The 21,156-nt window shown below is 31.7% G+C and carries 24 protein-coding genes; 2 read left to right on the top strand and 22 right to left on the bottom strand.

Going from position 1 to position 21,156, the window contains the following annotated elements:
• Positions 1-3: 3 nt before the first annotated feature.
• From L21TH_RS13040 to L21TH_RS13005, 8 genes are all read right to left on the bottom strand, one after another.
• On the bottom strand, positions 4-978 hold the full coding sequence (locus L21TH_RS13040) for an Rpn family recombination-promoting nuclease/putative transposase (protein ID WP_006317369.1): 975 nt from the start codon (positions 976-978) through the stop codon (positions 4-6).
• Between the two features lie 466 nt (positions 979-1,444).
• Entirely contained in the window at positions 1,445-2,350 is a 906-nt protein-coding gene (locus L21TH_RS13035; RefSeq protein ID WP_006317368.1) for a hypothetical protein, read from the bottom strand.
• A 116-nt stretch (positions 2,351-2,466) separates the two neighbouring features.
• Positions 2,467-3,471: a hypothetical protein gene (locus L21TH_RS13030; RefSeq protein ID WP_006317367.1), complete on the bottom strand. Its 1,005-nt coding sequence runs from the start codon at positions 3,469-3,471 to the stop codon at positions 2,467-2,469.
• Positions 3,472-3,760: 289 nt separating this feature from the next.
• Positions 3,761-4,870: an FRG domain-containing protein gene (locus L21TH_RS13025; RefSeq protein WP_006317366.1), complete on the bottom strand. Its 1,110-nt coding sequence runs from the start codon at positions 4,868-4,870 to the stop codon at positions 3,761-3,763.
• Between the two features lie 225 nt (positions 4,871-5,095).
• On the bottom strand, positions 5,096-5,599 hold the full coding sequence (locus L21TH_RS13020; RefSeq protein WP_006317365.1) for a hypothetical protein: 504 nt from the start codon (positions 5,597-5,599) through the stop codon (positions 5,096-5,098).
• 217 nt (positions 5,600-5,816) lie between these two features.
• Entirely contained in the window at positions 5,817-6,452 is a 636-nt protein-coding gene (locus L21TH_RS13015; protein WP_006317364.1) for a YdcF family protein, read from the bottom strand.
• A gap of 98 nt (positions 6,453-6,550) precedes the next feature.
• A complete protein-coding gene (locus tag L21TH_RS13010; RefSeq protein WP_006317363.1) occupies positions 6,551-7,204 on the bottom strand; it encodes a hypothetical protein in 654 nt (217 codons plus the stop codon).
• Between the two features lie 66 nt (positions 7,205-7,270).
• Positions 7,271-8,512 carry a site-specific DNA-methyltransferase gene (locus tag L21TH_RS13005; protein ID WP_006317362.1) on the bottom strand — a complete coding sequence of 414 codons (1,242 nt, stop codon included), beginning with the start codon at positions 8,510-8,512 and terminating at the stop codon, positions 7,271-7,273.
• Positions 8,513-8,637: 125 nt separating this feature from the next.
• Between L21TH_RS13005 and L21TH_RS13000 the strand changes: the two genes are divergently transcribed.
• Both L21TH_RS13000 and L21TH_RS12995 read left to right on the top strand, forming a co-directional pair.
• A complete protein-coding gene (locus L21TH_RS13000; RefSeq protein ID WP_034430246.1) occupies positions 8,638-9,006 on the top strand; it encodes an AbrB/MazE/SpoVT family DNA-binding domain-containing protein in 369 nt (122 codons plus the stop codon).
• A 2-nt stretch (positions 9,007-9,008) separates the two neighbouring features.
• Complete coding sequence (locus L21TH_RS12995) at positions 9,009-9,299, top strand: type II toxin-antitoxin system RelE/ParE family toxin (protein ID WP_006317359.1); 291 nt, start codon at positions 9,009-9,011, stop codon at positions 9,297-9,299.
• 297 nt (positions 9,300-9,596) lie between these two features.
• Here the strand turns inward: L21TH_RS12995 and L21TH_RS15155 are convergent, their stop codons facing one another.
• The 14 genes from L21TH_RS15155 to L21TH_RS12930 all read right to left on the bottom strand — a co-directional run bounded on the left by L21TH_RS15155 (position 9,597) and on the right by L21TH_RS12930 (position 21,150).
• The gene (locus L21TH_RS15155) at positions 9,597-9,809 is read right to left on the bottom strand and encodes an HNH endonuclease (protein WP_278244315.1); all 213 of its coding nucleotides are present in this window, start codon (positions 9,807-9,809) and stop codon (positions 9,597-9,599) included.
• Between the two features lie 61 nt (positions 9,810-9,870).
• Complete coding sequence (locus tag L21TH_RS14660) at positions 9,871-10,080, bottom strand: hypothetical protein (protein ID WP_162138501.1); 210 nt, start codon at positions 10,078-10,080, stop codon at positions 9,871-9,873.
• 333 nt (positions 10,081-10,413) lie between these two features.
• Positions 10,414-11,055 (bottom strand): type II toxin-antitoxin system PemK/MazF family toxin, encoded by a 642-nt coding sequence (locus L21TH_RS12985; protein WP_006317357.1) that lies wholly within the window; start codon positions 11,053-11,055, stop codon positions 10,414-10,416.
• Positions 11,056-11,401: 346 nt separating this feature from the next.
• Positions 11,402-11,818 carry a DUF1492 domain-containing protein gene (locus L21TH_RS12980; RefSeq protein ID WP_006317356.1) on the bottom strand — a complete coding sequence of 139 codons (417 nt, stop codon included), beginning with the start codon at positions 11,816-11,818 and terminating at the stop codon, positions 11,402-11,404.
• Positions 11,819-11,820: 2 nt separating this feature from the next.
• Positions 11,821-12,033, bottom strand: coding sequence for a hypothetical protein (locus L21TH_RS12975; RefSeq protein ID WP_006317355.1), 213 nt, complete (start codon positions 12,031-12,033; stop codon positions 11,821-11,823).
• Complete coding sequence (locus tag L21TH_RS12970) at positions 12,033-12,419, bottom strand: DUF7768 domain-containing protein (protein WP_006317350.1); 387 nt, start codon at positions 12,417-12,419, stop codon at positions 12,033-12,035. Before L21TH_RS12970 ends, L21TH_RS12975 begins: the two co-directional genes overlap by 1 nt.
• 209 nt (positions 12,420-12,628) lie before the next feature.
• Positions 12,629-14,518 (bottom strand): DNA primase family protein, encoded by a 1,890-nt coding sequence (locus L21TH_RS12965; protein WP_006317348.1) that lies wholly within the window; start codon positions 14,516-14,518, stop codon positions 12,629-12,631.
• A gap of 272 nt (positions 14,519-14,790) precedes the next feature.
• Positions 14,791-16,482, bottom strand: a complete 1,692-nt coding sequence (locus L21TH_RS12960; RefSeq protein ID WP_081627985.1) for a DNA polymerase domain-containing protein — start codon at positions 16,480-16,482, stop codon at positions 14,791-14,793.
• Between the two features lie 2 nt (positions 16,483-16,484).
• Entirely contained in the window at positions 16,485-16,937 is a 453-nt protein-coding gene (locus L21TH_RS12955; RefSeq protein WP_006317346.1) for a DUF669 domain-containing protein, read from the bottom strand.
• Between the two features lie 32 nt (positions 16,938-16,969).
• Entirely contained in the window at positions 16,970-18,568 is a 1,599-nt protein-coding gene (locus tag L21TH_RS12950) for an AAA family ATPase (protein ID WP_034430241.1), read from the bottom strand.
• Positions 18,490-18,855, bottom strand: coding sequence for a VRR-NUC domain-containing protein (locus L21TH_RS12945; RefSeq protein ID WP_006317342.1), 366 nt, complete (start codon positions 18,853-18,855; stop codon positions 18,490-18,492). The genes L21TH_RS12950 and L21TH_RS12945 overlap by 79 nt, the downstream gene beginning before the upstream one ends.
• On the bottom strand, positions 18,852-19,979 hold the full coding sequence (locus L21TH_RS12940; protein WP_081627986.1) for an SNF2-related protein: 1,128 nt from the start codon (positions 19,977-19,979) through the stop codon (positions 18,852-18,854). Before L21TH_RS12940 ends, L21TH_RS12945 begins: the two co-directional genes overlap by 4 nt.
• 116 nt (positions 19,980-20,095) lie before the next feature.
• Entirely contained in the window at positions 20,096-20,326 is a 231-nt protein-coding gene (locus L21TH_RS12935) for a helix-turn-helix domain-containing protein (RefSeq protein ID WP_006317340.1), read from the bottom strand.
• Between the two features lie 29 nt (positions 20,327-20,355).
• A complete protein-coding gene (locus L21TH_RS12930) occupies positions 20,356-21,150 on the bottom strand; it encodes a BRO-N domain-containing protein (protein WP_006317339.1) in 795 nt (264 codons plus the stop codon).
• Between the last annotated feature and the right edge of the window lie 6 nt (positions 21,151-21,156).

The raw sequence follows: 21,156 nt of genomic DNA, 5'->3' as shown, positions 1-21,156 counted from the left end.
ACTTTAGTTCTTTTCATTCTTTACTTTTTTCTGTATTTCTTTTAACTTACTCATAGGTAATCCAGTTATATCTGCTACAAATTCTAAACTAGCTCCCTTTCTTAAGGCTGATTTTGCTGTTTTTTCCATTCCTTCTTTTATTCCTTCTTTTATTCCTTTCTCCATCCCAACCTTTATTCCTTTCTCCATACCTTCTTTTATCAACTTTTCTGCTATACTCATGATTACCTCGCTCCTTTCAACTGAAATCTCTTTTGCTATGTCATATACTACTTCAATGTCTAAATCATTTCTTGTATTCATTATATACCTTATAAATGTTTCAAAATATTCTATTCCTTTTTCCTGCTTCTCTAGCTTATCTAGGGCTATTATTGATTCCCTTAATGCCTCTATAAACTCCTCATAATCTTTCTTAAATATGTCCCTTAATATTTTTAGAAATATCTTTAGTTTTATATTTCCTTTTATTTCTTCATCTTTATAGTCAGATAAATCATATAAAATATATTCGTAATCTGATATATATTTTGTTATTGTATTTGGTAGCTTATCATAGTTTTCTATTATACCTGATAGTTTTAATGATATATTCCATCTATTTTTTCCATGATGTACTACTAGTGGGATTATTATTGGTAGTTTCTTTTTCTTTTCTTTATTTATCTTTTGCTCCCATATCTTTGTCATATATTTTAGTAATTGAATTGTTATTTTATGAGATGGATAGCTTTTATGTTCAAATAGAAAGTATATATATCCTTCTTTTTCTTTTATTTTTGTTTTGAATAATAAATCCGAAAATGTTTCCTCTAATTCTTTCTCTATATAACTATCTTTTTGCTGTGTTAATGTTTCTAAATCTATTACCTCAAGCACTTCTTTTGGAAGATAGTTTTTCATAAAGTCCTTTGCTGTATTAATATCTCCTAATGTTTCTTTAAAAAACTTATCATGTGGTCTACTTATAAGGCCCATATTTTACCTCTCTTCTTATATATATCTTTATTTAAATTATATCATATCTTACTTCTACTCCCAATTTTATTTCTTTTTTCCTCTCTAAATCTTTTTAGCTTATACATTTATGTAGTAATACAACTTGTCCTACTTTATATATATTAATCCCAGTAACCTTTTTACTCAATCTATTAGACTTTACTGCTGTTTGTGATTATAAAGAAAATATGGAACGCTGAACCCGGTTCAGCGTTCCTGAAATAGTTATAATCGGTTGTTTCTTATTTTAATCATTTATATAATTCTTTTTTATTATTTACAAAACCAACTTACCATCATCCTTATCTTCTAAAGTTGACTTTATAATTATTTTTATAATATCCTTAAATGCTTTTACTGATATAGGGATTTGATAAGTATCTAAACTGTTATTTAAACAATACTTCTTATAACTTTCTTCATAGTTCTCTAGTTTTAAAGGTTCTTAATAAACAAAAACTTCTTTATCATGCTTCCTATGATCTATAACTGCATAAACCGGACCATGTACTGAATCGCTTGAAATTATGGTTACATCTAATCTCGGTAAGTTAAGTGGAGATACCTCATTAATTTGTTCCTCAGTTTCGCTATCAATAAATTCTATTGTATAAGTGCTTGCTTCTGTATTCTTTTCTATATATAAATTTACTATAATTCCACTACTCTTTATTTCTTCATTCTCTTTTAGTTCAAGAATAGCTTGCTTTAGTGAGTTATTAATTAATTCAAACTTGTATCCCCAGAAGGCCGACCAAATGCTATTAGCAAATATCTCTCCTAGTTCAAATAAATCCTGTGCCTTCTCATAAATAAAGTCCATTTCTTTAAATCGTTCATCTTTAAGCTTAGAATAAAAGAACTCTACTATAAAATCTAAAGCTGAATTAATTGTTAGTAGTATATGATGATAGTTAATATCTCTTGCTAATCCCAAATGTGTTAGTTGATTTCTAATCTTTCCTAGCTTCATTAAATTAGACTTTTCAATATCAGTAATGTTGAAATGTTTTTTAAGTAGCCTTATGCACTGGCTATAGCTTATAGTTAGTATATTATTATCATAATTTACGAGTATATCATAAATCATTAAACCTTTTTCATTTTTAATATTATCTTTTATTTTTTCTAATTCTGGTCTAAACCTATCAGGATATATAAGCATTTCGTCTATGTCACTTAATATCTTTATTGATAGAATTTCAATAGCATTCTGAATACTTATAGTTGCTAACTTTAGATAAGTTTCTTGACGGAATTCATAGTTATCTTCATGATCTAAAAACTTTTCATAAAATTTCAACCCACTATTTAGGGAGTCCATTCCATTATCTAATAATTCAAATCTCATATTATCCCCCATCTTGATTAATAACATAGGTATAGCGTTCTAACCAATTGTTTTTACAACTCCATACCCTGGCTGTGGAATGCCAATAAATAATATAAGTCCCTCTGGTTATAATCTTAATACTCAATGTCATCAATATAATGATGATAAAGATTGAACTTTTCCTTAAATATTCGATCTACATCTTCAATCGCCTTTTGTTGTTCATCTGAACTAATATTATCATAATAACCCTTAACTAATTGGAAACGAAGTTTCATTAATTCTTCAACAGTCATGTCTTCAAATTTTGTAACTATAGGTTCCGACAAATTAAATCTTAATGTCATATTATCATATTCAATAAGCATATCTTCAAGATAATATGGATGAATTTCTGTGATATCACTTAAATCACCAATGTTTATAATAAAGTTATCTTCTTCTAGTCCTTTTAATACCTTATTATTCTGCGTGTTAAGGACTATTCTAAGCTCACTTTGATTTATAAAGCGTTTATCTTTTATAAAAAGTTCATATGGTGCAGGACCTCTAAAAAGATACGGTTGTTGTTTATCAATATAATCAACAGGCTTTATTAAAATTTCTTTGTTACTTATACCAATAGACTCAAAGAATTTCAAAATTCGCCTAAAGAACTCATTAGGACTTTTAATAATTATAAATACAGGTTGTTCTTCTTCCTTTAATAAGTTGATTGCTTCTCTACTTTCATATTTGTAAAAATCTCTGAAATAATCAATTTTAACGTAGGATACTTTAGCCCATCTCTTAGTTTCATTGAAGTAACGCTCTTTAAACGAAGAATCATAAAGTCCATATAGACAGAAGGTAGGTAAATCAATAACATTAGCACTTCGCAAATATGTAAGACCGTTTTGGAACTCTGACTCAAGATTATTACGCAAGTTCCTAAATTTCAGAAAGCTTTGTATATCTTTTATTGCGTAACTGCAAAATGCACCTTCAAGCAGATCCCCGCGTCCCAGTCCAACATCTTTTGCATGTTGAACCCATGTTCGTGGTGTGTTTAGTTTTATAGTTCCCTTAGTACAAAAGGAATTAGCATATTTCTTTTCTGTGCATCTAAAAAGCCAGTATATTCTTTTTGAATTGCTCAAAGTTAATTCTCCTTTTAATCTTTCCTTCCTCATTTTCATGTCCTATAAGCTATAAACCAAGCAATGTATGCGAAAATTCATTCTCTATAAATGTAACTCTAATCTTACAATTATTAAATTCACATAAAATTTCATATCCTTTTTTATATTTACACCTTTAAAATTTATCATATAACAAAAAGTCATAACCAACATAACTACTGTCTATCACCATTTCATCTTTATAGACCTCCCGGAGCATTTTGACACAATTATAAAAGATGGTTTTAGTTACTATCCAAACTTTCCATTATGCCTTAGGCGATGTGTAGACCATCCTGTATCCTGGTGCTAACCCCTCCTTCTCAACAAATGATTCTATTGACCATTTTCGATCTATAGCTCTTCGTCTCTGTCTTGAAAGCTTTATACTATTCCCACCAATGCTGATTCCCATTTGATTGTTTAATTCCTTAATCAACCTATCCTTATCCCATACAGAAAATTCCTCTAATGCTACAGTTTCTTCAAAAACTTCTTCCGAAAAAAACTTAGTTGACTGGATGCTATCTAACATATCCTTGAGCTCAGCTAGTGCATCATATTCAAATAAAGTTTTTCCACCGTCAAACTTTTCGTAGATTTCCTTAGATAAATTGGGTGTTCTATTAAAATAATAGATATTAAAATTAGGTTCATTATTTAAGTCAAAATTCTCGTTACCAACCATGAAATACCCATATTGTTTATGACATCTAGAAAATGGTTGATAACCGATTGGATATATGCTTTGTCTATTTTCTATAGCTTCTATATAATCTAATTCACCTATCCGCCAGTAAATCATCCCCTCTTTACCGATATTACTCTCAATATCTTCTTCTGTAATTGGGCGATATCTATTATTCCCTATGTGCATGCATGTTGCAAAGAAAAGTGCAACTTCCATATTACTTGTGATATCCAAATACTTTGTTCTTATCCCATAATGTTGAGCAATCATATATGTGAAAATATCTCCAAATTTCCAGCTTCTAACTTGATGCAGAGGTTCTATCAATTTGTTCAAGGCAATAATTTGCATGCCAGATACAAATTTCTTAAGAAGTATCATTTCTTTTGATTCGGTAAGGGTCCCTCGAAATAATGTAGGTTTACAACTACCATAATCTTTTAGTTGCCCACGATAATAATTTGATGCTTCACCAAAACACATTACTCTTCCATGAGGATATTGTATTATACTACCCTTATTCATTTGCTCGGCCACAAAATCCGACCAGAAATTATTCCCTACTACTCCAGTTTTGGATTTCATTGCCTCACGTCTTAATTTTGTGGCAGCCTCAATATTTCTAAAATGCTGTTCATTTTTTTGACGTAATTCCCTTAGCTCTTTATCGGTTATATATTTTATCATAGCAAATACCTCTTTTATTTAACGCTACTAAAATAATACTTTAAATTATATTCTTTTATCTCTTCTTCATGGATGTCTTTAAATAATCTAAGCTTCATCATATTCCCTTTTTCATCAAACATAATAACTGTGCCAGTGGTATCTAATCTTTTTCCCGCATCAGTACGTAACTTGGCTGTATCAATAACAATTTTTTTAATTCATTAGAATTATTATTACTCATAATTAATCCCTCCCTCTCTTATACGTAGTGTCAAAAGTCTCATTTTTTCTTCTATGAATTACGGTAAGATTAAGGTAAATCTCAAGCAGTTTTGATACTGAATCCATCTTTGCTGCTGCTATAAAATCACCATCAATAATTGTTATATCAAAATTCTCAAACGTCTTTACAGAAATAATTCTTATTCCATAATAGAATGCAGTAATTAAAAGTATGTAAATGAGTACAGTGGTTATAATCTGCATCAATACAACAAAAGTTAAAGGTTCATCTAACATCGATAGAGCACTTTTCAACGGTATTTTATCATATATAGCAATTATAATAGCTGTAAGTACGGTTATAATTAAGCTTGCTCTATTATCGAAGCTTTGCTTTTTATTTCTTTCAATATCATATTCATGTACACAAATACTTAAACACTCATCAACAGAGGTTAAGTCATACATAGCTTTATCATATAATCTTTCTTCATCAATCTTATTGTTTGAAGGTATAACAAACACTTGTATTTTATCTACAGAATATAGAACCTATCAAACATCCCACTATTAAAAAAATAGTATCTAATGTTGGAGTTACTTCATTACTTCGATAAAGAAATACAAATCCCTCCTATATTTTTCATGCAAAATCTTAGGGATATCACTGTAAATTTGTTTTCACTTTACTCTGATGCTAAAAAGGAACGCTGAACCCGGTTCAGCGTTCCACTTTCCTTTTCTACAACTTAAACTGGTCTATAAAGTAAAAGTTCAATAACTTTATCACTTCAAATACTACCTTTTCAATATCTTCTCTATTTTGCCACCATCTATCATGATTAAATTCATCATACTTAGTAGGACGAGAAATAACTTTAACATCCCTATCTAACGAATCCAATGCTTTTTCAAAAATCTTTTTAGCTCTAAAGGAATGATACTTTGAAGTAACTAGTATCATAGAGTTTATATCTTTATTTTCTTTTAAGTAGTATCTTATATTTACTGCTTCGTCTTGAGTACTAAATGTATTACCATCAATGATAGTTATATTTTCTCTAGGTACTCCCATCTCAACTGCAATACTTTTGTTTATACTTGCTCCTACAGGAGTATCGATGTTCTTTTCTTCTATCAACGGACTTTTATATTCATCTACAATAACTATATTATCACTATATCCACTTTTATATAAATCAACTGCTTCTAGTATTCTATCAGGAATACTCCCCATAAGGACTACTATGATGTCACTTTTCTCAACCTCATCTATATCTACTAAGATATTGCCTATAGTGTTTATAAAAACTATAAAGCTTAATATGATTACAGTTACAATTAAATAAATATATCTTCTAGCTTTTAAGTTACGCATCTATTATTACTCCTTCAATACAAATTAGAATAAAAAATAGAGGACAAGCAATAGTACTATGCCTGTCCACCAACCTTACGTGGAACGATGAACCCGGTTCAGCGTTCCTTAAAGGTATATTTTTCATTATCTGTAGGTTTAGCCTTTGCTGAAGCATGTTTTAACTTTTTAGCGTTTTCATTTAGTATAGATACAAACTGTTTATAAACTTTAATCTTTTCAGTATTTTCTTCTTCTACTTGTAAAAAATTAAAATATATTTTTTTATCATAGAAATTAAATTCAATGCTTGGGCAGCTATTCTTTCCTATGTCTTCAAGGGCAGTTTTAAAATCTTCTAAGGTTTCGATTTTAACTTCGTTAATGCCTATGGCAAAATCGTCTTTTACTAAATCTTTCTCAATTTCTAAAGCTTTTTTAATAAGGTCTTGCTTGCTGTAAATCATGTTAACTAGATTTCTTAAGGTTTTTCCACTATGGTCTGCCATTGGTAAAATAATTACTATATCTTCAGCTAGTGTTTCATTAGCTGTCCTAGTTTCTAATTCCTTAGGTTCTACTTTTTCAGGTCCTTTTAATAACTGTTTAAATTGTATTTCTTCTCCTGAACGTTTTATAATTCTCCCTTCTCTGTCAATTGTGTAGGTTTCACCTTCTGTTTCAATTTGGTATGCAAAGCTTGGTGCTCCAAGATACTTAGATTTCACTCCAAAATGTTCACTTAACTTTTTTACTAGTTCCTTTCTATCCATTTAAAATCCCTCCTGTGTTTTTTGTTACTATATACATCACTCTAAACACAGGTAAAGTCAAGGAATTTATTTTGTTATATCCATATTTCTGTAAGATATTTTCTCCCCATCCCTTATTACAAAAACTTCTTCATCAGTGCCAACATACGCTATATACCTTTTAACAATTACATCACAGTATTTTTCATCTAACTCTATCCCGTAACATATTCTATCGAGTTGTTCACAAACGATAATTGTTGATCCGCTTCCTGCAAAAGGCTCTAGAACTATGCAGTTACTAACAGAACTATTTTTTATAGGATATGCTATTAAGGGTATAGGTTTTGTAGTTGGATGTAATTTTGATTTTGTAGGTCTATCAAAATTCCAAACTGTAGTTTCTTGTCTTCCTGCATACCATTTGTGTTTTCCTTTCTTTTTCCAACCAAAGAGGCAGGGTTCGTGTTTCCATTGATAAGGACTTCTTCCTAAAACTAATGAATTTTTAACCCATTGACAAACCCCTGATAAATAGAATCCTGCATCTTCGAAGGCCTTTCTAAATATTAGTCCTTTGGTATCTGCATGAAAAACATATATTGATGCATCATCTGCCATTACACTTTCCATGTTTTTAAAAGCATCATATAAAAATTTGTAAAAAGCATCATTATCAAGATTGTCATTTTGTATGGTTCCTGCAACTCCTTCATATGATACGCCGTAAGGGGGATCGGTAACCACTAAGTTTGCTCTCTTACCTTCCATAAGCTTCTCATAAGTTTCTGCTTTTGTACTGTCCCCACAGATAATCCTATGCTTTCCAAGTATCCATATATCTCCTTGTTTTGATATTGGCTCTTCTTCAAGGGCTGCATCTACATCAAAATCATCGTCTTTTACTTCTTTATCATGAATGTTAGAAAACAAATCTTCTATCTCTGCAGCATCAAATCCAATAAGGTTTATATCAAAATCCAGTTCTTTTAAATTCTCTAGTTCTAGGGCCAATAGCTCTTTGTCCCATCCAGCACCTAAAGCTAATCTGTTATCAGCTAAAATATATGCTTTCTTTTGTGCCTCTGTTAAGTGCTCTACTAACACGCAGGGTACTTCTTTTATTCCCTCTTCCTTTGCTGCAGATACTCTGCCATGGCCTGCAATTATGTTCTTATCTTTATCGATTAGTATTGGATTTACAAACCCAAATTCTCTAAGACTGCTTCTAAGCTTTTTTATCTGCTCTTTGCTATGGGTTCTGGCATTATTAGCATAAGGGATAAGTTCATCTATGGGTAACACTTTTAATTCTTCTGTTCTTTTCACTCTTTATTCACCAACTTTCTTCTTAATTGAATTTTCTTTGTTTCTTTGTTATAATAATTATAAAGAAATAAAGGTTTTGGTATTGTTTTTATAAATTTTGCATATACTATAGGGAGGTTAGAGATATGAATGCAACTGTTATGGAGCGTGATAATATGGATCGTAAAATAATTAGTGTTTCTAAGAAACGTCAGATTACGATACCTTTAAAATTCTATAAACATCTTGGTCTTGATAATCAGGTCGAATGCACCCTTGAAGATGATGCTATTGTAATCAGACCTCTAAATAGAGATTCTGGTGAATTTTCTGTGGAAATACTAAAAGACCTTATTGCACAAGGTTACTCAGGTAATGAATTAGTAAAAAAATTTGAGGCCCAAAGCAAGAATATCAAAAAAGCTATTACTCATATGCTTGAAGATGCAGATGCCATTGCTGCCGGAGAAAAGAAATCTGAAAGCTTTGAAGACATCTTTGGACCGGAGAACTAGATATGTATGAAATACAGTTCAATTCCCAGGCAGCACGTTATTTTAAAAAACTAAAAGAAAAACCTCTAAAAGATGCTTATAAAACAGCTTTACAAAAAATAAGTAAAGATCCTTATATTGGTCAGCCAAAGCGTGGTGATTTATCTGGCATCTATGGATATGATGTAAGATATCAAGGTACAAACTATGAAATTGCCTATACTATCAATGAAGTCAATGGTAAAAAAGTCATTGTACTTCTCGCCGGTACTCGTGAAAATTTTTATGAACAATTAAAGAGATATATTAAATAGCTCTCTTAATTTTAGGAGGGCTATTTTTCTGCATATTTCTCATACTAAAAAAGTACCCTTAAACTGCCCTTTAAAGAGGGATTTTTCAGGTGCTATATTTTCTATAACCCCCTTTATTTCAATGCTCCCAGCCTAACTATTGCCCTTTGACCCCCTCCCCTTGAATTTTGCGAATTAATCTGTGAAGGTCCCGCCCCGTTCCTGTGGTTTCAATGTGTTGAGATGTTATACCCCCTACCCCTATGTAAACTATCCATAAGATACCAACAGTTTATCCACAGAATTATCCACATAAAATTAATATGTATAAACTTTATTTTTTCTCCCCCACCGACCATCTTCTTTTGCTGTTTTTCTATCGTGACATAATTTACAAAGTGACTGAAGGTTATCTTCATTCCAAAATAAAGCTTCATCGCCATGATGGGGTACAATATGGTCCACTACAGTTGCTGGAGTAAGTTCTCCATTCTTTTCACACTCAACACAAAGAGGCTGTTTTACTAACACCTTTTTCCTTAACCTTTGCCATTTACTGCTGTTATACAGCTTTTTATATTTTCTACTTCTGTTATATTTCTTCGTCTCTTCCTTCTGATGTTTCTCGCAGTATCTTCCTTGCGTCAGTTCTGGGCAGCCTGGGAAGCTGCACATGCGCTTTGGTTTTCTTGGCATAACTTTTCTCCTTCGCTGTTTTTTCTTTAAAACAAACAGGGAACATGCAGTACACCTTCTTTGGTGTAAGCCATGTTCCCCATAGACATTTTTTACATTTTCTCATTTTTTTCATCTCCAAAATTTAGGCATAAAAAAAGACCAACTTATGGTTAGCTGGCCCTTTTCAAAAAATAATACCAGGGAGCCCACTCGTGACTCCCCATCTTTGACTTTAATACCACTTTGAGCATTCATCCCAAAGCATCTTTGTATATTATATTTATATCCATTTGTTAATATTATATTCATAAAAAGTAATTATGTTAAATAAATTTCAAAAAAGATACATAGGGACTCGCTCGTAGTCCCCATTTTGAATTAGTATTACCACTATCCCGCTCGTGAATAGCATCTTTGTATAACTATAATAACATTTTTATTCCTTTTTGTCTAGTGATTATTTCAAAAAGGCCTCTCTTATTTGTTTTTCAAATTCCTGCATATCCTCAATCCCAAACTCTTCTTTAATTGAAATAAAGCGATTTAATTCATCTTCTTTCTTAGATAACTCATCTTCCAAAACACTAATTTTGTCTTTAAGTTTCCCTATATACACTACTTTATCATCCAAAATATTTTTCAATTTATCGTAATGACGCTTTATATCAACAGAAATTGCTATAGCTTCATCTACAGCCTCCATCTCAGATGAATCTAGTTTTGTTACAAAGTCTCCTAATCTTGCCTTACTTACACATACTATATTACCTAATAGCACATTACCATCTAAAATAATTTTACCAGATTCGTTATATTTATTAGCAATTGGTACCACTACAGGTAATGTAGATCCCGTATGAGTTATTGGTGCAACTATTGTATTAGGTGATGTAACATTACCAGCATCGCTTTGAAGAATAACACATGGTCTCTCCTTACACTCTTCACTACCAATTCCTAGACCTAGATTACATCTATAAACCTCACCTCTTTTAACAACTCTTTTACTTGCCCTACTGGCATTTGAATCAAGGTATAATTTTGTCTTTAACCACTCTAGGTATTGTTGTGTCTTTGATAGATCAATACTTCTTGCCATATCTTCTCCCCTTTATCTAAAAAATATTTACCATAAATAGTGGGATTTCCACCAACTCAAATACATTTCTACAAATTCAGTATAACATATTTTGCTAAATTCTTTATATTGTTTTATTTTGCATAAAAACCTATGATTTGTACTTTGCTTTAACTTTCTAATTTTCCTGGCATAGAAAAGACCCTCTTCTCTTTAATTGAGGGCCCATTTTATCAAGAATGCTGCGTTTCCTTGGAATCGAATCGATATAACCTCGGCCTATTCAAACAGCATATGGTACTCTTGATTTTTCTATACCTTTACATTTTATATTTTACTACACTTTCATAGTCGCATTCAATCTCATTTAGTCGCAACTTTTTATTTTTTGAACTTCTTTTAATGCTTTTCCATGAATTCTAAATATTGTACTCCTGTCATAACCCATAGCACTTGCTACATCTTCCCAGCTTTTACCGCATATATATCTCATTTCTAAAAGAACTTGGCAAGTAATATCATTTACCTTGTTAATAGTTTCTAGTATTTCTCTTTTTAAATCAACTAATTTATCAATATCATCATTTATTTCATGACTTAAATCTATAAGCTTAACAATAGCATTTTCCATAGGACTTGTTATTTTTTTGCCACATACTTTTTCTTGTGTAATATCTACTGTGACTTTTTGGGCCAAACTTTCTAGCCTTTGTTTCTCTTCAAGCTTATTATTAATCTTTTTATCAAGCCAAATAGCCTGCGATAAATATTCCTTAGCTTTCATGGCTATATCACCTCTATTTTTCCACCATAGTAGGTTTCAATTATATAATCCCTTTTATCTTTATTTAAAGAAAGTATTCTCTCAAGTGCCTTCTTTTGTCCTAGCTTAAATTCTTCCTCTGTTTTATAAAATCCACACTCAGTTCCTTCACACTTGTTTGATTTTAAAATGCTGCATCTTTTATTTTTATAAGCAAAGCAATCTTTCACATTCATCACCTCATCCCTCCCACTGGTTTACAATGAGTATCAAAATATCTAATAGGCATATTAACACTTTTTGCTTTATCTATTTCTACAGCCATTCCCGATGTTACTTTACCACCAAACACCCACAGTTCCTGGCATTTTGATAAAAGTACTAATCCCATAGCTAGTCCTAGTTTTCTTTCTTCAGGCTCGTCCTCACATAAAAACTGTGGATACATGAGATGAGGTATAATGGGTATAGCATTTTTAGTTACAGCAAATCTTCCATATCTTCTTGCTCTCTCTGTGTTTCCCTCAATATCCCCTGCAAAGGGACTGCATATAAATACGATTTTTTTCTCCTCAGATTTCTTTTGCTCTATATTAGTTTCATTTGTTTTTGTTATATTCATAATCTTACACCTCCGATTTTCACGGCAGGTTGATAATTTTTTAACATTGTTACAGATTATATATATAATATATATATTTATTTTATATATAATAATTTTTTATCTACTCTCTTTTTCTCTTTATATAAAGGAATAAACAAATATCTGTAACATCTGTAACACCTGCCTTATTCATTCATTTTTCTAGTCTTTAGAAGTTACAGATGTTTTCACTTATCTGTAACTTCTGTAATATCCTTTATATAAATCCTTATAGTTTTCCCATTAACTCTCTTTACCTTTGATTCAAAACCATGCTTATTAATTTCTCGTCCAAACTCCACATGACTAAGGGGCTTTAACCCATTCTCATAACACCAAGTACTATATTTTCTGTATACATCTTTAGATGGTTCATTTTCTATTTTTATTCCTTCATTTATGAAAGTTAAAACTGGATTATTAACCATTTCATATTCCTTCTTCTCTTTTGTTACTACTGAAGGTTCTATAAATCCTGTGGTTAGTACTCTTTTTAATCCTTCTATTCCAAGTTTTAATAAATACTCCATAGCCGACTTAGTTAAAAGCTTGTCTTTTATAAAGGCATCAAAATCTGAATCCTTTTCACTAAAAACTGCATTAAAAGGAATAATTACAAGTCTTCTCATTAAACCATCTGAAGTGTCATTTATCCTCGGTAGTTTATTTGCACTAAAAAGAAGCTTTGCATAGTTATTAAATTCAAAGGGATCCTTTCCCTTTCTCTCTACATTTACCGTTTCTCCTGTAACTAATTTTTTAAAAATGGCATTATCGTCAATATACTTTTTACTAATGTCATCTCCAATGTTAGCTAATTTGTGAAAAAGCTCTGCAGTTTTAAATCTTTCACCAAGTTCATCTATTCCAAGGGATGAATAATTATCACTACCCAATAGATTTTTAGTCATATCAAGGAATGTGGACTTCCCATTACTCCCACTTCCAGTGAGGATAAAACACTTACCCATTTCATTTCTTCTAAAGAGTAAGTATCCTACTAACTCTTCTAGGAGCTTTCGTAAATCCTTATCATTACAGCATATTTTATCAAGGGTTCTATCTACTACTGAGTCATAGGCACTTGGAAGATAATCATATTCAATTTTATTTTGTAATATTAAATTCGGTGAAAAGTCAGTAATTGTCATAGTATCTATATCTAGTACTCCACTTGCAAGGGCTATATATTTTGCATCTGATGGCTCTACATCTTCTGCTATAAGCTGTAAATAACTATATATCTCATTTCTTTTAGACTTTGTAAGCTCCGGCAAATGTTTAATCATAGATGATTCAATTTCTAGTGGGTCGCTTTTATATATACCATCTCTGTAGATATGAAGCTGGCTATTAATCTTTATGATGTGCTCCTCTGTTTTAAGAAATTTAGCAAACTTATCATGAAGAAATTTTGACTTAATATAAAAGGACTCTTTTAAAAATGCTTCATCTCTTAAAATTTTATCTAGTTCTCTTTTTTCCAGTGGTACCTTTAAAATGTATTGATTGATGATAGCAATAGTGTTTTTTATACTTTCTTTACTAAAACCTTCTGACTGTAAGGTAAGTATATAATTAAAAAGAGTTTGATTCCGCCCATCACCTTCTCCTAGAGCGCTAAAATCTGGGGTATTTTTAATAGGTCTTAACCAATCTGGTAAAAAATCAATATCCTCAATATTTTCAATACGGTTTAGCCATCTTCTCGTTTTACCTTCTACTTTTATTGGTACAAGAGCATTCTGCTCACCAATACCTATATCAACAGATACACCTATTGGTGTTTTCTTTTTTGTCTGTCTTTTATTTATATCCTTATTTCTAAAGTAAAAGTGCAGTCCTCTAGTAGTCCTTAAAATAGCACAAGATATTTTCTGGTCAGTAACTATATTTTTTACAAGGTCCGCTTCTTGTTCATCATCTACATCAATCTGTACCATCCCATCTGCTAAAATTCCAGCAAAGTCACCACCGGTTTTACGGATGTAGTCGTAGGTATAGAATTTCTTTTTCTTTCTGTATGTTTCTATGGGTTTTTTACCTCTTGTTTTAATGTAACCTTTTAAAATGTCCACTTTTTCACCACCTTATTGATTAAAATTGCTAATTAACTGGTAGTTTTTTATACCAATTCATAGGGTAGTTGGTAAGAATTCGCTACCTTTTTATAAGGTTTTCCTACCAGATTTTTAATAAAAAACTGCCTTTCCTACCAACTAACCCCTCCTGAATCAGATTTTTTCTCTCTTAGATGCTGTTTTTAAGGCTCTTTTGGGAACTTACCTCCCAGAAAAGAGCCGATTTTTAATGATTGTAAAATGATTAGGTGTTAGTTATTTGGGATGTATCACTTTGCTTTTTCTAAAAAATCACTAAGTCTTTTCTTTGCTACCTGAATATACCATTCTCTATCAAGTCTTCTAGGTATTCTTTTACCTATAACATTTTCATTTTTAATAAAACACTTCTCTGGTGTAGCAGCTATTTTTTCTACTCTGCCATTTTCCTTTACTTTATAAACTCCATTGTCATCTTCTTTCTTTGAAGCAAATACCCTAAGGCACCTTTCTGATAATTTTTTATTGCCATAAAGAGCATGGGAATATTTATAGCTTATCTTTACTACCTTTTGAAACATTAAAAGGTCCCTACAGTTATTTATGGTTTCTTCTACTGGTACTCCATTAATAAAAAATTCCTTTAATGCCATATTTACAATAGGTAAATCATTATCTATTTCATTTAATTTTTTTACATAGGCTCCTTTAGACTTATAGCTACCATCTTCTTTAATGATGATATAGTTGTTTACATCCTTTTGATAGATTTTATGAAAGAGTTCAAAATCTAATTTCATACGGGTTCTATCTTCCCACTCTTTGCAGATGGATTTTATTTTGTTAAGGTCCCTTTTCCTTTTGATTTTTCCTATTAATCCATCGGTGTTAGATTGAATTAATGTCCAGTAGGGCTCTAGTTTCTCTATTAAATCTAGAAGAAGTAGCTGTCCACCTACGCACACATTATTAGCCTGTCTTGGGTCATAGAGGTTATTATATTTATATTTCATGGCCCCATAGGTACTGTTAAGAACGATTTTATAAGGAAGCTGCATAGGGTCCTTTTGTGCTTTTAACCTTAACCGTTCTTCATAGATTTTCTTGTATAAGTTAGGATCTTCTACGTTTCTTGATAAAAAATCATATTCAAGCATTAGGGATGGATAAAAGGAACTTACATCAACATTTACAAGAATACCTTCATCCTGATACTTGTCCCTTGCTCCGTGAAGCCCTCCCCATGCAAATACATGGGGCACTCCACTTATAGTTGTTTCTAGGGATTTTTCATAACTATGATTGTTTAAGTTCTTGTACCACTCTACTACATGTTTGTATTTTTCAATTTTTAAAGTGTTTGGCAGGATTAAATCAAATTCATCATTTCTATTTACTCTTCTTGCCTTTAAAATTACCGCTGCAAGTTGCGCCTTGGTTTTACTTATATATTTTAGTGGTAGATTAAAGGCCTTTAGCAGAGCCACATGGGAGTCAAATTCTTCTTTTCTATGAAGAAAAATCTCCATAGTCTGCTCTACGTCATATGTGCAGTAACTAACTACTTCCTGTAATTCATTTTCAGTTAGTTTTCTATCTATATTAAAACTTACTGTCGTTTCTCTGATATCATTTCCCATGAAGCCTTCTAGTTCCTTTAGACTATTATGGGTAGTCATTACATCATATTGATAGAGTTTTATTTTTTGAAATAAAGAGCTATACTGCCATCCCTGCTTTTTATCTGTTATAATGTACTTGGAGATACTATGGGGATCAAAACCTAAAAGGATACCTTTTAGAATATACTGGTCATAGTGACGGCTGTTATAGCCTATCCAGATATGTTCTTTATGTTTTTCACAAAATGATGCTAATTTCTTAGCATCATTTATAATCACATGTTTTTGATGATTTGTAGGGTCTATTATGACGAGAAGCCAATCGTGGGGAAAGACTTCTACGTCATAAAATAAAATCATCTTTATTCAACCTCGAATACTTCAACTATTTTAAAGGTCTTGAATCCTTTTTTGGTTTCCCCATACTCCACTGCATACTCATAGGTTTCATCAATGGCTTCATGGATATTAAGGAGCATATTATGGTATTGAGTAAAACTTTCAAATTCTACTTCTATACAAGATTCTAAAGACCTTAAAAATTCATTTGCCATATGAAGTCCATAGGGAGTATGGATAACTTGATTCATAAACAGAATAGAGTTTTTATATTCTCCTTCTAAAATTCTCATCCAACAGCTAACCATAGGTTTTCCGCTCTTAGATTCTGCTAGCTCTAACTTTTCAATCTTTACTTCATAAGTTCCAAGGGGTACTTCCTTGTACTCAGTATCACCTGTACTAATATTTTTTAAGTCTTCTCTTAATCCCTTCACATCAAATTCTTTGTCAAATTTTGCAAATACATTACTCATTAAAAATTCCTCCTTTTAATTTTTATTAATTTTTATTTTCTAGAGCGTCTGCTCTTTCTTGCTGGCTTTTCTGGTTTCTCATTTTCTTCTGTTTCAGATGCATCATTATCTGTAGCTTCTTCTGTTTCTTCTTCAGTTTCATCTGATGTTTCTACCTTTGAATAGGTTTTAATACCTTCTTGTGCTGCTTTCAATGCCTTTATAAACTCTTTTTTATCTAGTTTTACTCTAGGCTCTTTAAACTCGAATCTTCCACCACCAAATATATTTTCTTTCTTCTCAAGCTGTAGAAATCTTTCTTTACCATCTATATAAGCCCTTACAGTTAAATCTACTGTTCCTGCCAGCACATTTGCCACTTTGTCATTAATGTTAGGTTTTATTGTGGTAATTTTATTGCCATTTTTAAGGGTTATCTCAGAGTTTAGTTCTTTTGAAATATATATTATTTGATATCCTAGGTTTTTAAGCCTTTTCATTGCTGATAGAAATTCGGTCCTTACCATATCCCAGCCTTTACCAAAGCCAGCATCTTGTTCATGGTCTATTCCTAATTTTTTATAGTTATAAAGTCTACAGTGTTCATATAGATCCTCTACTAAATCAATACATACCCTTTTGAAAGTATTCTCCTTTTTTTCAAGCTCTGTGACTGCGTCTAGAAACACTTCCCAGGCCATTTTTACTTTTTTTAGCCTTCCTTCATAGGTTACTTCATCGGCAATTTTTATAACTGGAGATGTTGTATTGTCTGTGTTTCCATCGGTATTTAAAAACAGTAGGTCATCAAACTTATCTACAAATGTTGATTTTCCCACATAACTATCGGCATATAGCCACATATCAGGATTTACATCAATCTTTTTCTCTCTTCTTTCATTTTTAGGTAGTAGCATATAAGAAATCTCCTCCTCACAGTATTTTTTAAATTCACACCAATCACATAATCTGCTTGGTGCTTTTTCATAAATTTTTTCACTTTCAATATCTAAGCAGCTATTAAAAAACTCCTCCACCTTCTGGTGCTCATAGGGTATTTCTATAATTTTTATTTCCATGTTAGAGAGTGTTTCTTTAAGCCGCTTTCTAAATTGATAAAGATCCTCTGTTTTCTTTTGTCTGATGTAAGTTTTAGGGATAAAAATAAAACCTAGCTTTGAAACCTTAAGCCCTAATTTTTCTAAAAAGTACTTATATAGATGAAGCTGCTTTGACTGAAGGTAGTGGTCAATATTGTTGCTATATTTAAAATCATAGATGTCTACTGTACTGTCCTTATTATGAATAATCAAATCTACAAATCCTTTAAATTCTGGAAAATCTATCTCGTACTCAAAGGTAACTGGTTTATCATGAATTAAATCCCTAATTACCTCTAATGCTTTTTCTACAAGGATTGTTAATTTAATCATTTCATTAATGTGTTTATCATTTATAACTGGATATTGGTAATAATAATATTTCTCCATTTCATCAATGCCATTTTCCAGTCCCAAGTGCATAGCACTTCCAACAATAAGTAGACTATCTGCACCTGGAGGAATAATAGTGGTTAATCCTTTGATGTATCTAAGATAGAACTGAAACTTGCATTTTTCAAAACACTCCACCCTGCTGTGGGAATATTGCACCTTTTCACCTCCCCTACTAATTTTTTAAATTCCTTAAATCCTTTCGGATATAAAATTACTCCTATACCACCAGCATCATTAATATTTTTAATATTCATCTTTTGTAGCTCAGTGGGTTTTCCATTATCTCCTTTAAGTTCAATGGCAATGAATATTCCATTAATGCAGCAGATTAAATCTGGTATACCTGCTCTTTGATATCCACCTCCCCATACTTTGAAAAACCAAGTGTTAGGTAAGGATTTTAAATACTTAATGACTTTTCTTTGAAGCTGTTTCTCTGTCATCTATCCACCTTCTCAAATAAATCTAGTGTGAAGTCCCTTCTTTCTTTTAGAACCTCTAATATTTTTTCTTCTACACTCTTTTCTGTAATAAAATAGTAGTAAAAGCAGCTCCTGCTCTGACCTATCCTATGAATTCTTTTCTTACTCTGCATCCATAATTCACTGGATAAAGGTAAGCTGTGATAAATAATTTTATTGGCTCTTTGAAGGTTTACACCTGAAGCTCCTGCTTGGTATTGAACTAATGTTACAGTGTTATCTTTAACTTCATAGTTTTTAAGGTCAGTACCTTCTCCATTGATATAGGATACAGGCTTTTCTAATTTCTCACATATGTCTTTAATAATTTCAAATTCTTTCTTGAAGTTATAGAAAACTACCACTCTATCTTCTGTAGATATAAGTAAATCCTTAAGGGCTTGATGTTTGTTAGGATTATAGATGGATGCCAGTTGTCTTAGGTATAATAGTTTGGTTAAAGCTGTATCCCCTACTAAAGTTTCATCATCGATTGTGATGACTCTATCTTTTTTAAACTTCCTATACTCCTTGGTGTTTTTAACTGTTACCATATTTTCAATCTGTTCTGGCAAGTCAAGGACTTCTTCGCTTTTCATAAACACTGCACCGTATTCTTTTAATTTCTCTTTTAACCTATCTACATTTTTATAACCCTTTACAACTGTAATCTGAAATCCACCCATATCAAGTTTTTCTGTGATTGTATAATGCTTATAAAATAGCTTTTTACTTATATTCCAACCTAAGAGTTTTAACTGGGACCACAACTCTTCATACTTACCACCTGTAGGAGTACCACTTAATAAGATGACATTAGTAGGTGCTAAACTAAGGATAAATTTAGCTCTATTGCAGGTCTCGTTTTTAATGTATTGGGACTCATCAAGCATCAGTGTAAAATCCCTTAGTTCCTGCAATTGTTTCCTTCGCCATACTAGGTCATAGTTGATAATTATAACACTGTGCTTCGGAATACTTTCTATGGACTGGTTCTTAAAAATTATTACTTCATAGTCATAGTAGGTTTTAAAGTGCTCGGTCCAGTCTTTGATTTTGGATTTCTGACAGACTAGGAGATTGTATGGAGTTCCTAACTGTTTCATTTTCTCCGAGCCTACAAAAGTCTTCCCAAGCCCAAGGTCCAGGTAGTAAGCTACTCTATTTATCTTTTGAGTTTCTTTTAGGGCCTGTCTTTGATGTGGGTATAGAATTATTTTTATCACCTACCTCTTTTATCAGTTTGTTTACTTTTACTTAGAATAAGATTTTCTAACTTTTCTTCTGGAAACGCTCTAAGTAGACTAGAAATTACTTTTCTGCCTGCACCACGTCTTCCACTTAAAACATTACTAAGTGTTCCTTTAGAAATATCCATCCTTCTTGCAAGTTCGTTTTGGGTCCAGCCATTTTCCTTTAGCTTTTTTTGAATTATTTCTTGATTAATTTGCATTATTTTTCACCATCTAATTTTTAGAATGCTTATATATCAAACTCATATCCATATTCCTGCATTATGGTATCAATAAACTCTAATGATTCAGGTAGCCATACATTGGTTTTAATCTTCATTCCATTTTTCAAAGTATCAGTAATAACCTGACAGTATCTTGTATGGCTATACTTAGCTGTCATAACGTAATATGAATTACGACCATAGAAATTGTTGTCAACTTTTTTAATAACTCCTGCATTTTTCATTATTCTGTTAAACTCCTTTGCTGTTATTCCATAATACATACCAATATCAGAAGCCCTAAGCATTTCATTCAAACGCTGAAGATTTCTAAATAGTTCTAGTTTCTTGTCCTGTTCTTCAACCTTTGCTGTAAGTTCTTGTATCTTTTTTCTTTCTTCTTTTAGTGCCTGAAGTGTTTTTATCATTGTGTCTGGGTTATTTAACATTTCTTCTATTACCTTATCTGCTGCATAAATTCCGTGTTTTCTTATTGAAGGTAATACTTCATCAAAAACCCATCGCTCAAATTTTTGAGCCGTAGGAAGTTTGGATCTTATTATTAATCTATATAAGTCTCCTTCTGCTATAAAATTCATCTCTACTTCTTGAATTGCATCACTTCCGTCACCTTTTTTACCTGTTACTACCCCTACTGAACGTTTCGTGCACCCCCTACAATGATCTCTTATGGCCTTATGTGGATTGGTGTATCCTAAAATTCTTGCACACTCTGTTGCTGGAAAATACTCTTTCCCATCTATCACTAAAACTCCTAGTTCACCAAACTCCGTATTTTTAAAAATTTTTAACTGATTCATGCTCTT

The sequence above is a fragment of the Caldisalinibacter kiritimatiensis genome (genome assembly GCF_000387765.1).
In the GTDB taxonomy this organism is placed as follows: Bacteria; Bacillota; Clostridia; order Tissierellales; family Caldisalinibacteraceae; genus Caldisalinibacter; species Caldisalinibacter kiritimatiensis.
This window is presented reverse-complemented; position numbering and strand designations above follow the sequence as displayed.

Bases quoted from the DNA above. Each gene is read 5' to 3' on its own strand.
- L21TH_RS12995 (WP_006317359.1), top strand. From the start codon at position 9,009: ATGTATGAAATACAGTTCAATTCCCAGGCAGCACGTTATTTTAAAAAA.
- L21TH_RS12930 (WP_006317339.1), bottom strand. From the start codon at position 21,150: ATGAATCAGTTAAAAATTTTTAAAAATACGGAGTTTGGTGAACTAGGA.
- L21TH_RS12980 (WP_006317356.1), bottom strand. From the start codon at position 11,818: ATGAAAGCTAAGGAATATTTATCGCAGGCTATTTGGCTTGATAAAAAG.
- L21TH_RS12985 (WP_006317357.1), bottom strand. From the start codon at position 11,055: ATGGCAAGAAGTATTGATCTATCAAAGACACAACAATACCTAGAGTGG.
- L21TH_RS12935 (WP_006317340.1), bottom strand. From the start codon at position 20,326: ATGCAAATTAATCAAGAAATAATTCAAAAAAAGCTAAAGGAAAATGGC.
- L21TH_RS12940 (WP_081627986.1), bottom strand. From the start codon at position 19,979: ATGAAACAGTTAGGAACTCCATACAATCTCCTAGTCTGTCAGAAATCC.
- L21TH_RS12955 (WP_006317346.1), bottom strand. From the start codon at position 16,937: ATGAGTAATGTATTTGCAAAATTTGACAAAGAATTTGATGTGAAGGGA.
- L21TH_RS12945 (WP_006317342.1), bottom strand. From the start codon at position 18,855: ATGACAGAGAAACAGCTTCAAAGAAAAGTCATTAAGTATTTAAAATCC.
- L21TH_RS13025 (WP_006317366.1), bottom strand. From the start codon at position 4,870: ATGATAAAATATATAACCGATAAAGAGCTAAGGGAATTACGTCAAAAA.
- L21TH_RS13000 (WP_034430246.1), top strand. From the start codon at position 8,638: ATGAATGCAACTGTTATGGAGCGTGATAATATGGATCGTAAAATAATT.
- L21TH_RS12970 (WP_006317350.1), bottom strand. From the start codon at position 12,419: ATGAATATAACAAAAACAAATGAAACTAATATAGAGCAAAAGAAATCT.
- L21TH_RS14660 (WP_162138501.1), bottom strand. From the start codon at position 10,080: ATGAGAAAATGTAAAAAATGTCTATGGGGAACATGGCTTACACCAAAG.
- L21TH_RS13015 (WP_006317364.1), bottom strand. From the start codon at position 6,452: ATGCGTAACTTAAAAGCTAGAAGATATATTTATTTAATTGTAACTGTA.
- L21TH_RS12975 (WP_006317355.1), bottom strand. From the start codon at position 12,033: ATGAATGTGAAAGATTGCTTTGCTTATAAAAATAAAAGATGCAGCATT.
- L21TH_RS12960 (WP_081627985.1), bottom strand. From the start codon at position 16,482: ATGATTTTATTTTATGACGTAGAAGTCTTTCCCCACGATTGGCTTCTC.
- L21TH_RS13010 (WP_006317363.1), bottom strand. From the start codon at position 7,204: ATGGATAGAAAGGAACTAGTAAAAAAGTTAAGTGAACATTTTGGAGTG.
- L21TH_RS13040 (WP_006317369.1), bottom strand. From the start codon at position 978: ATGGGCCTTATAAGTAGACCACATGATAAGTTTTTTAAAGAAACATTA.
- L21TH_RS13035 (WP_006317368.1), bottom strand. From the start codon at position 2,350: ATGAGATTTGAATTATTAGATAATGGAATGGACTCCCTAAATAGTGGG.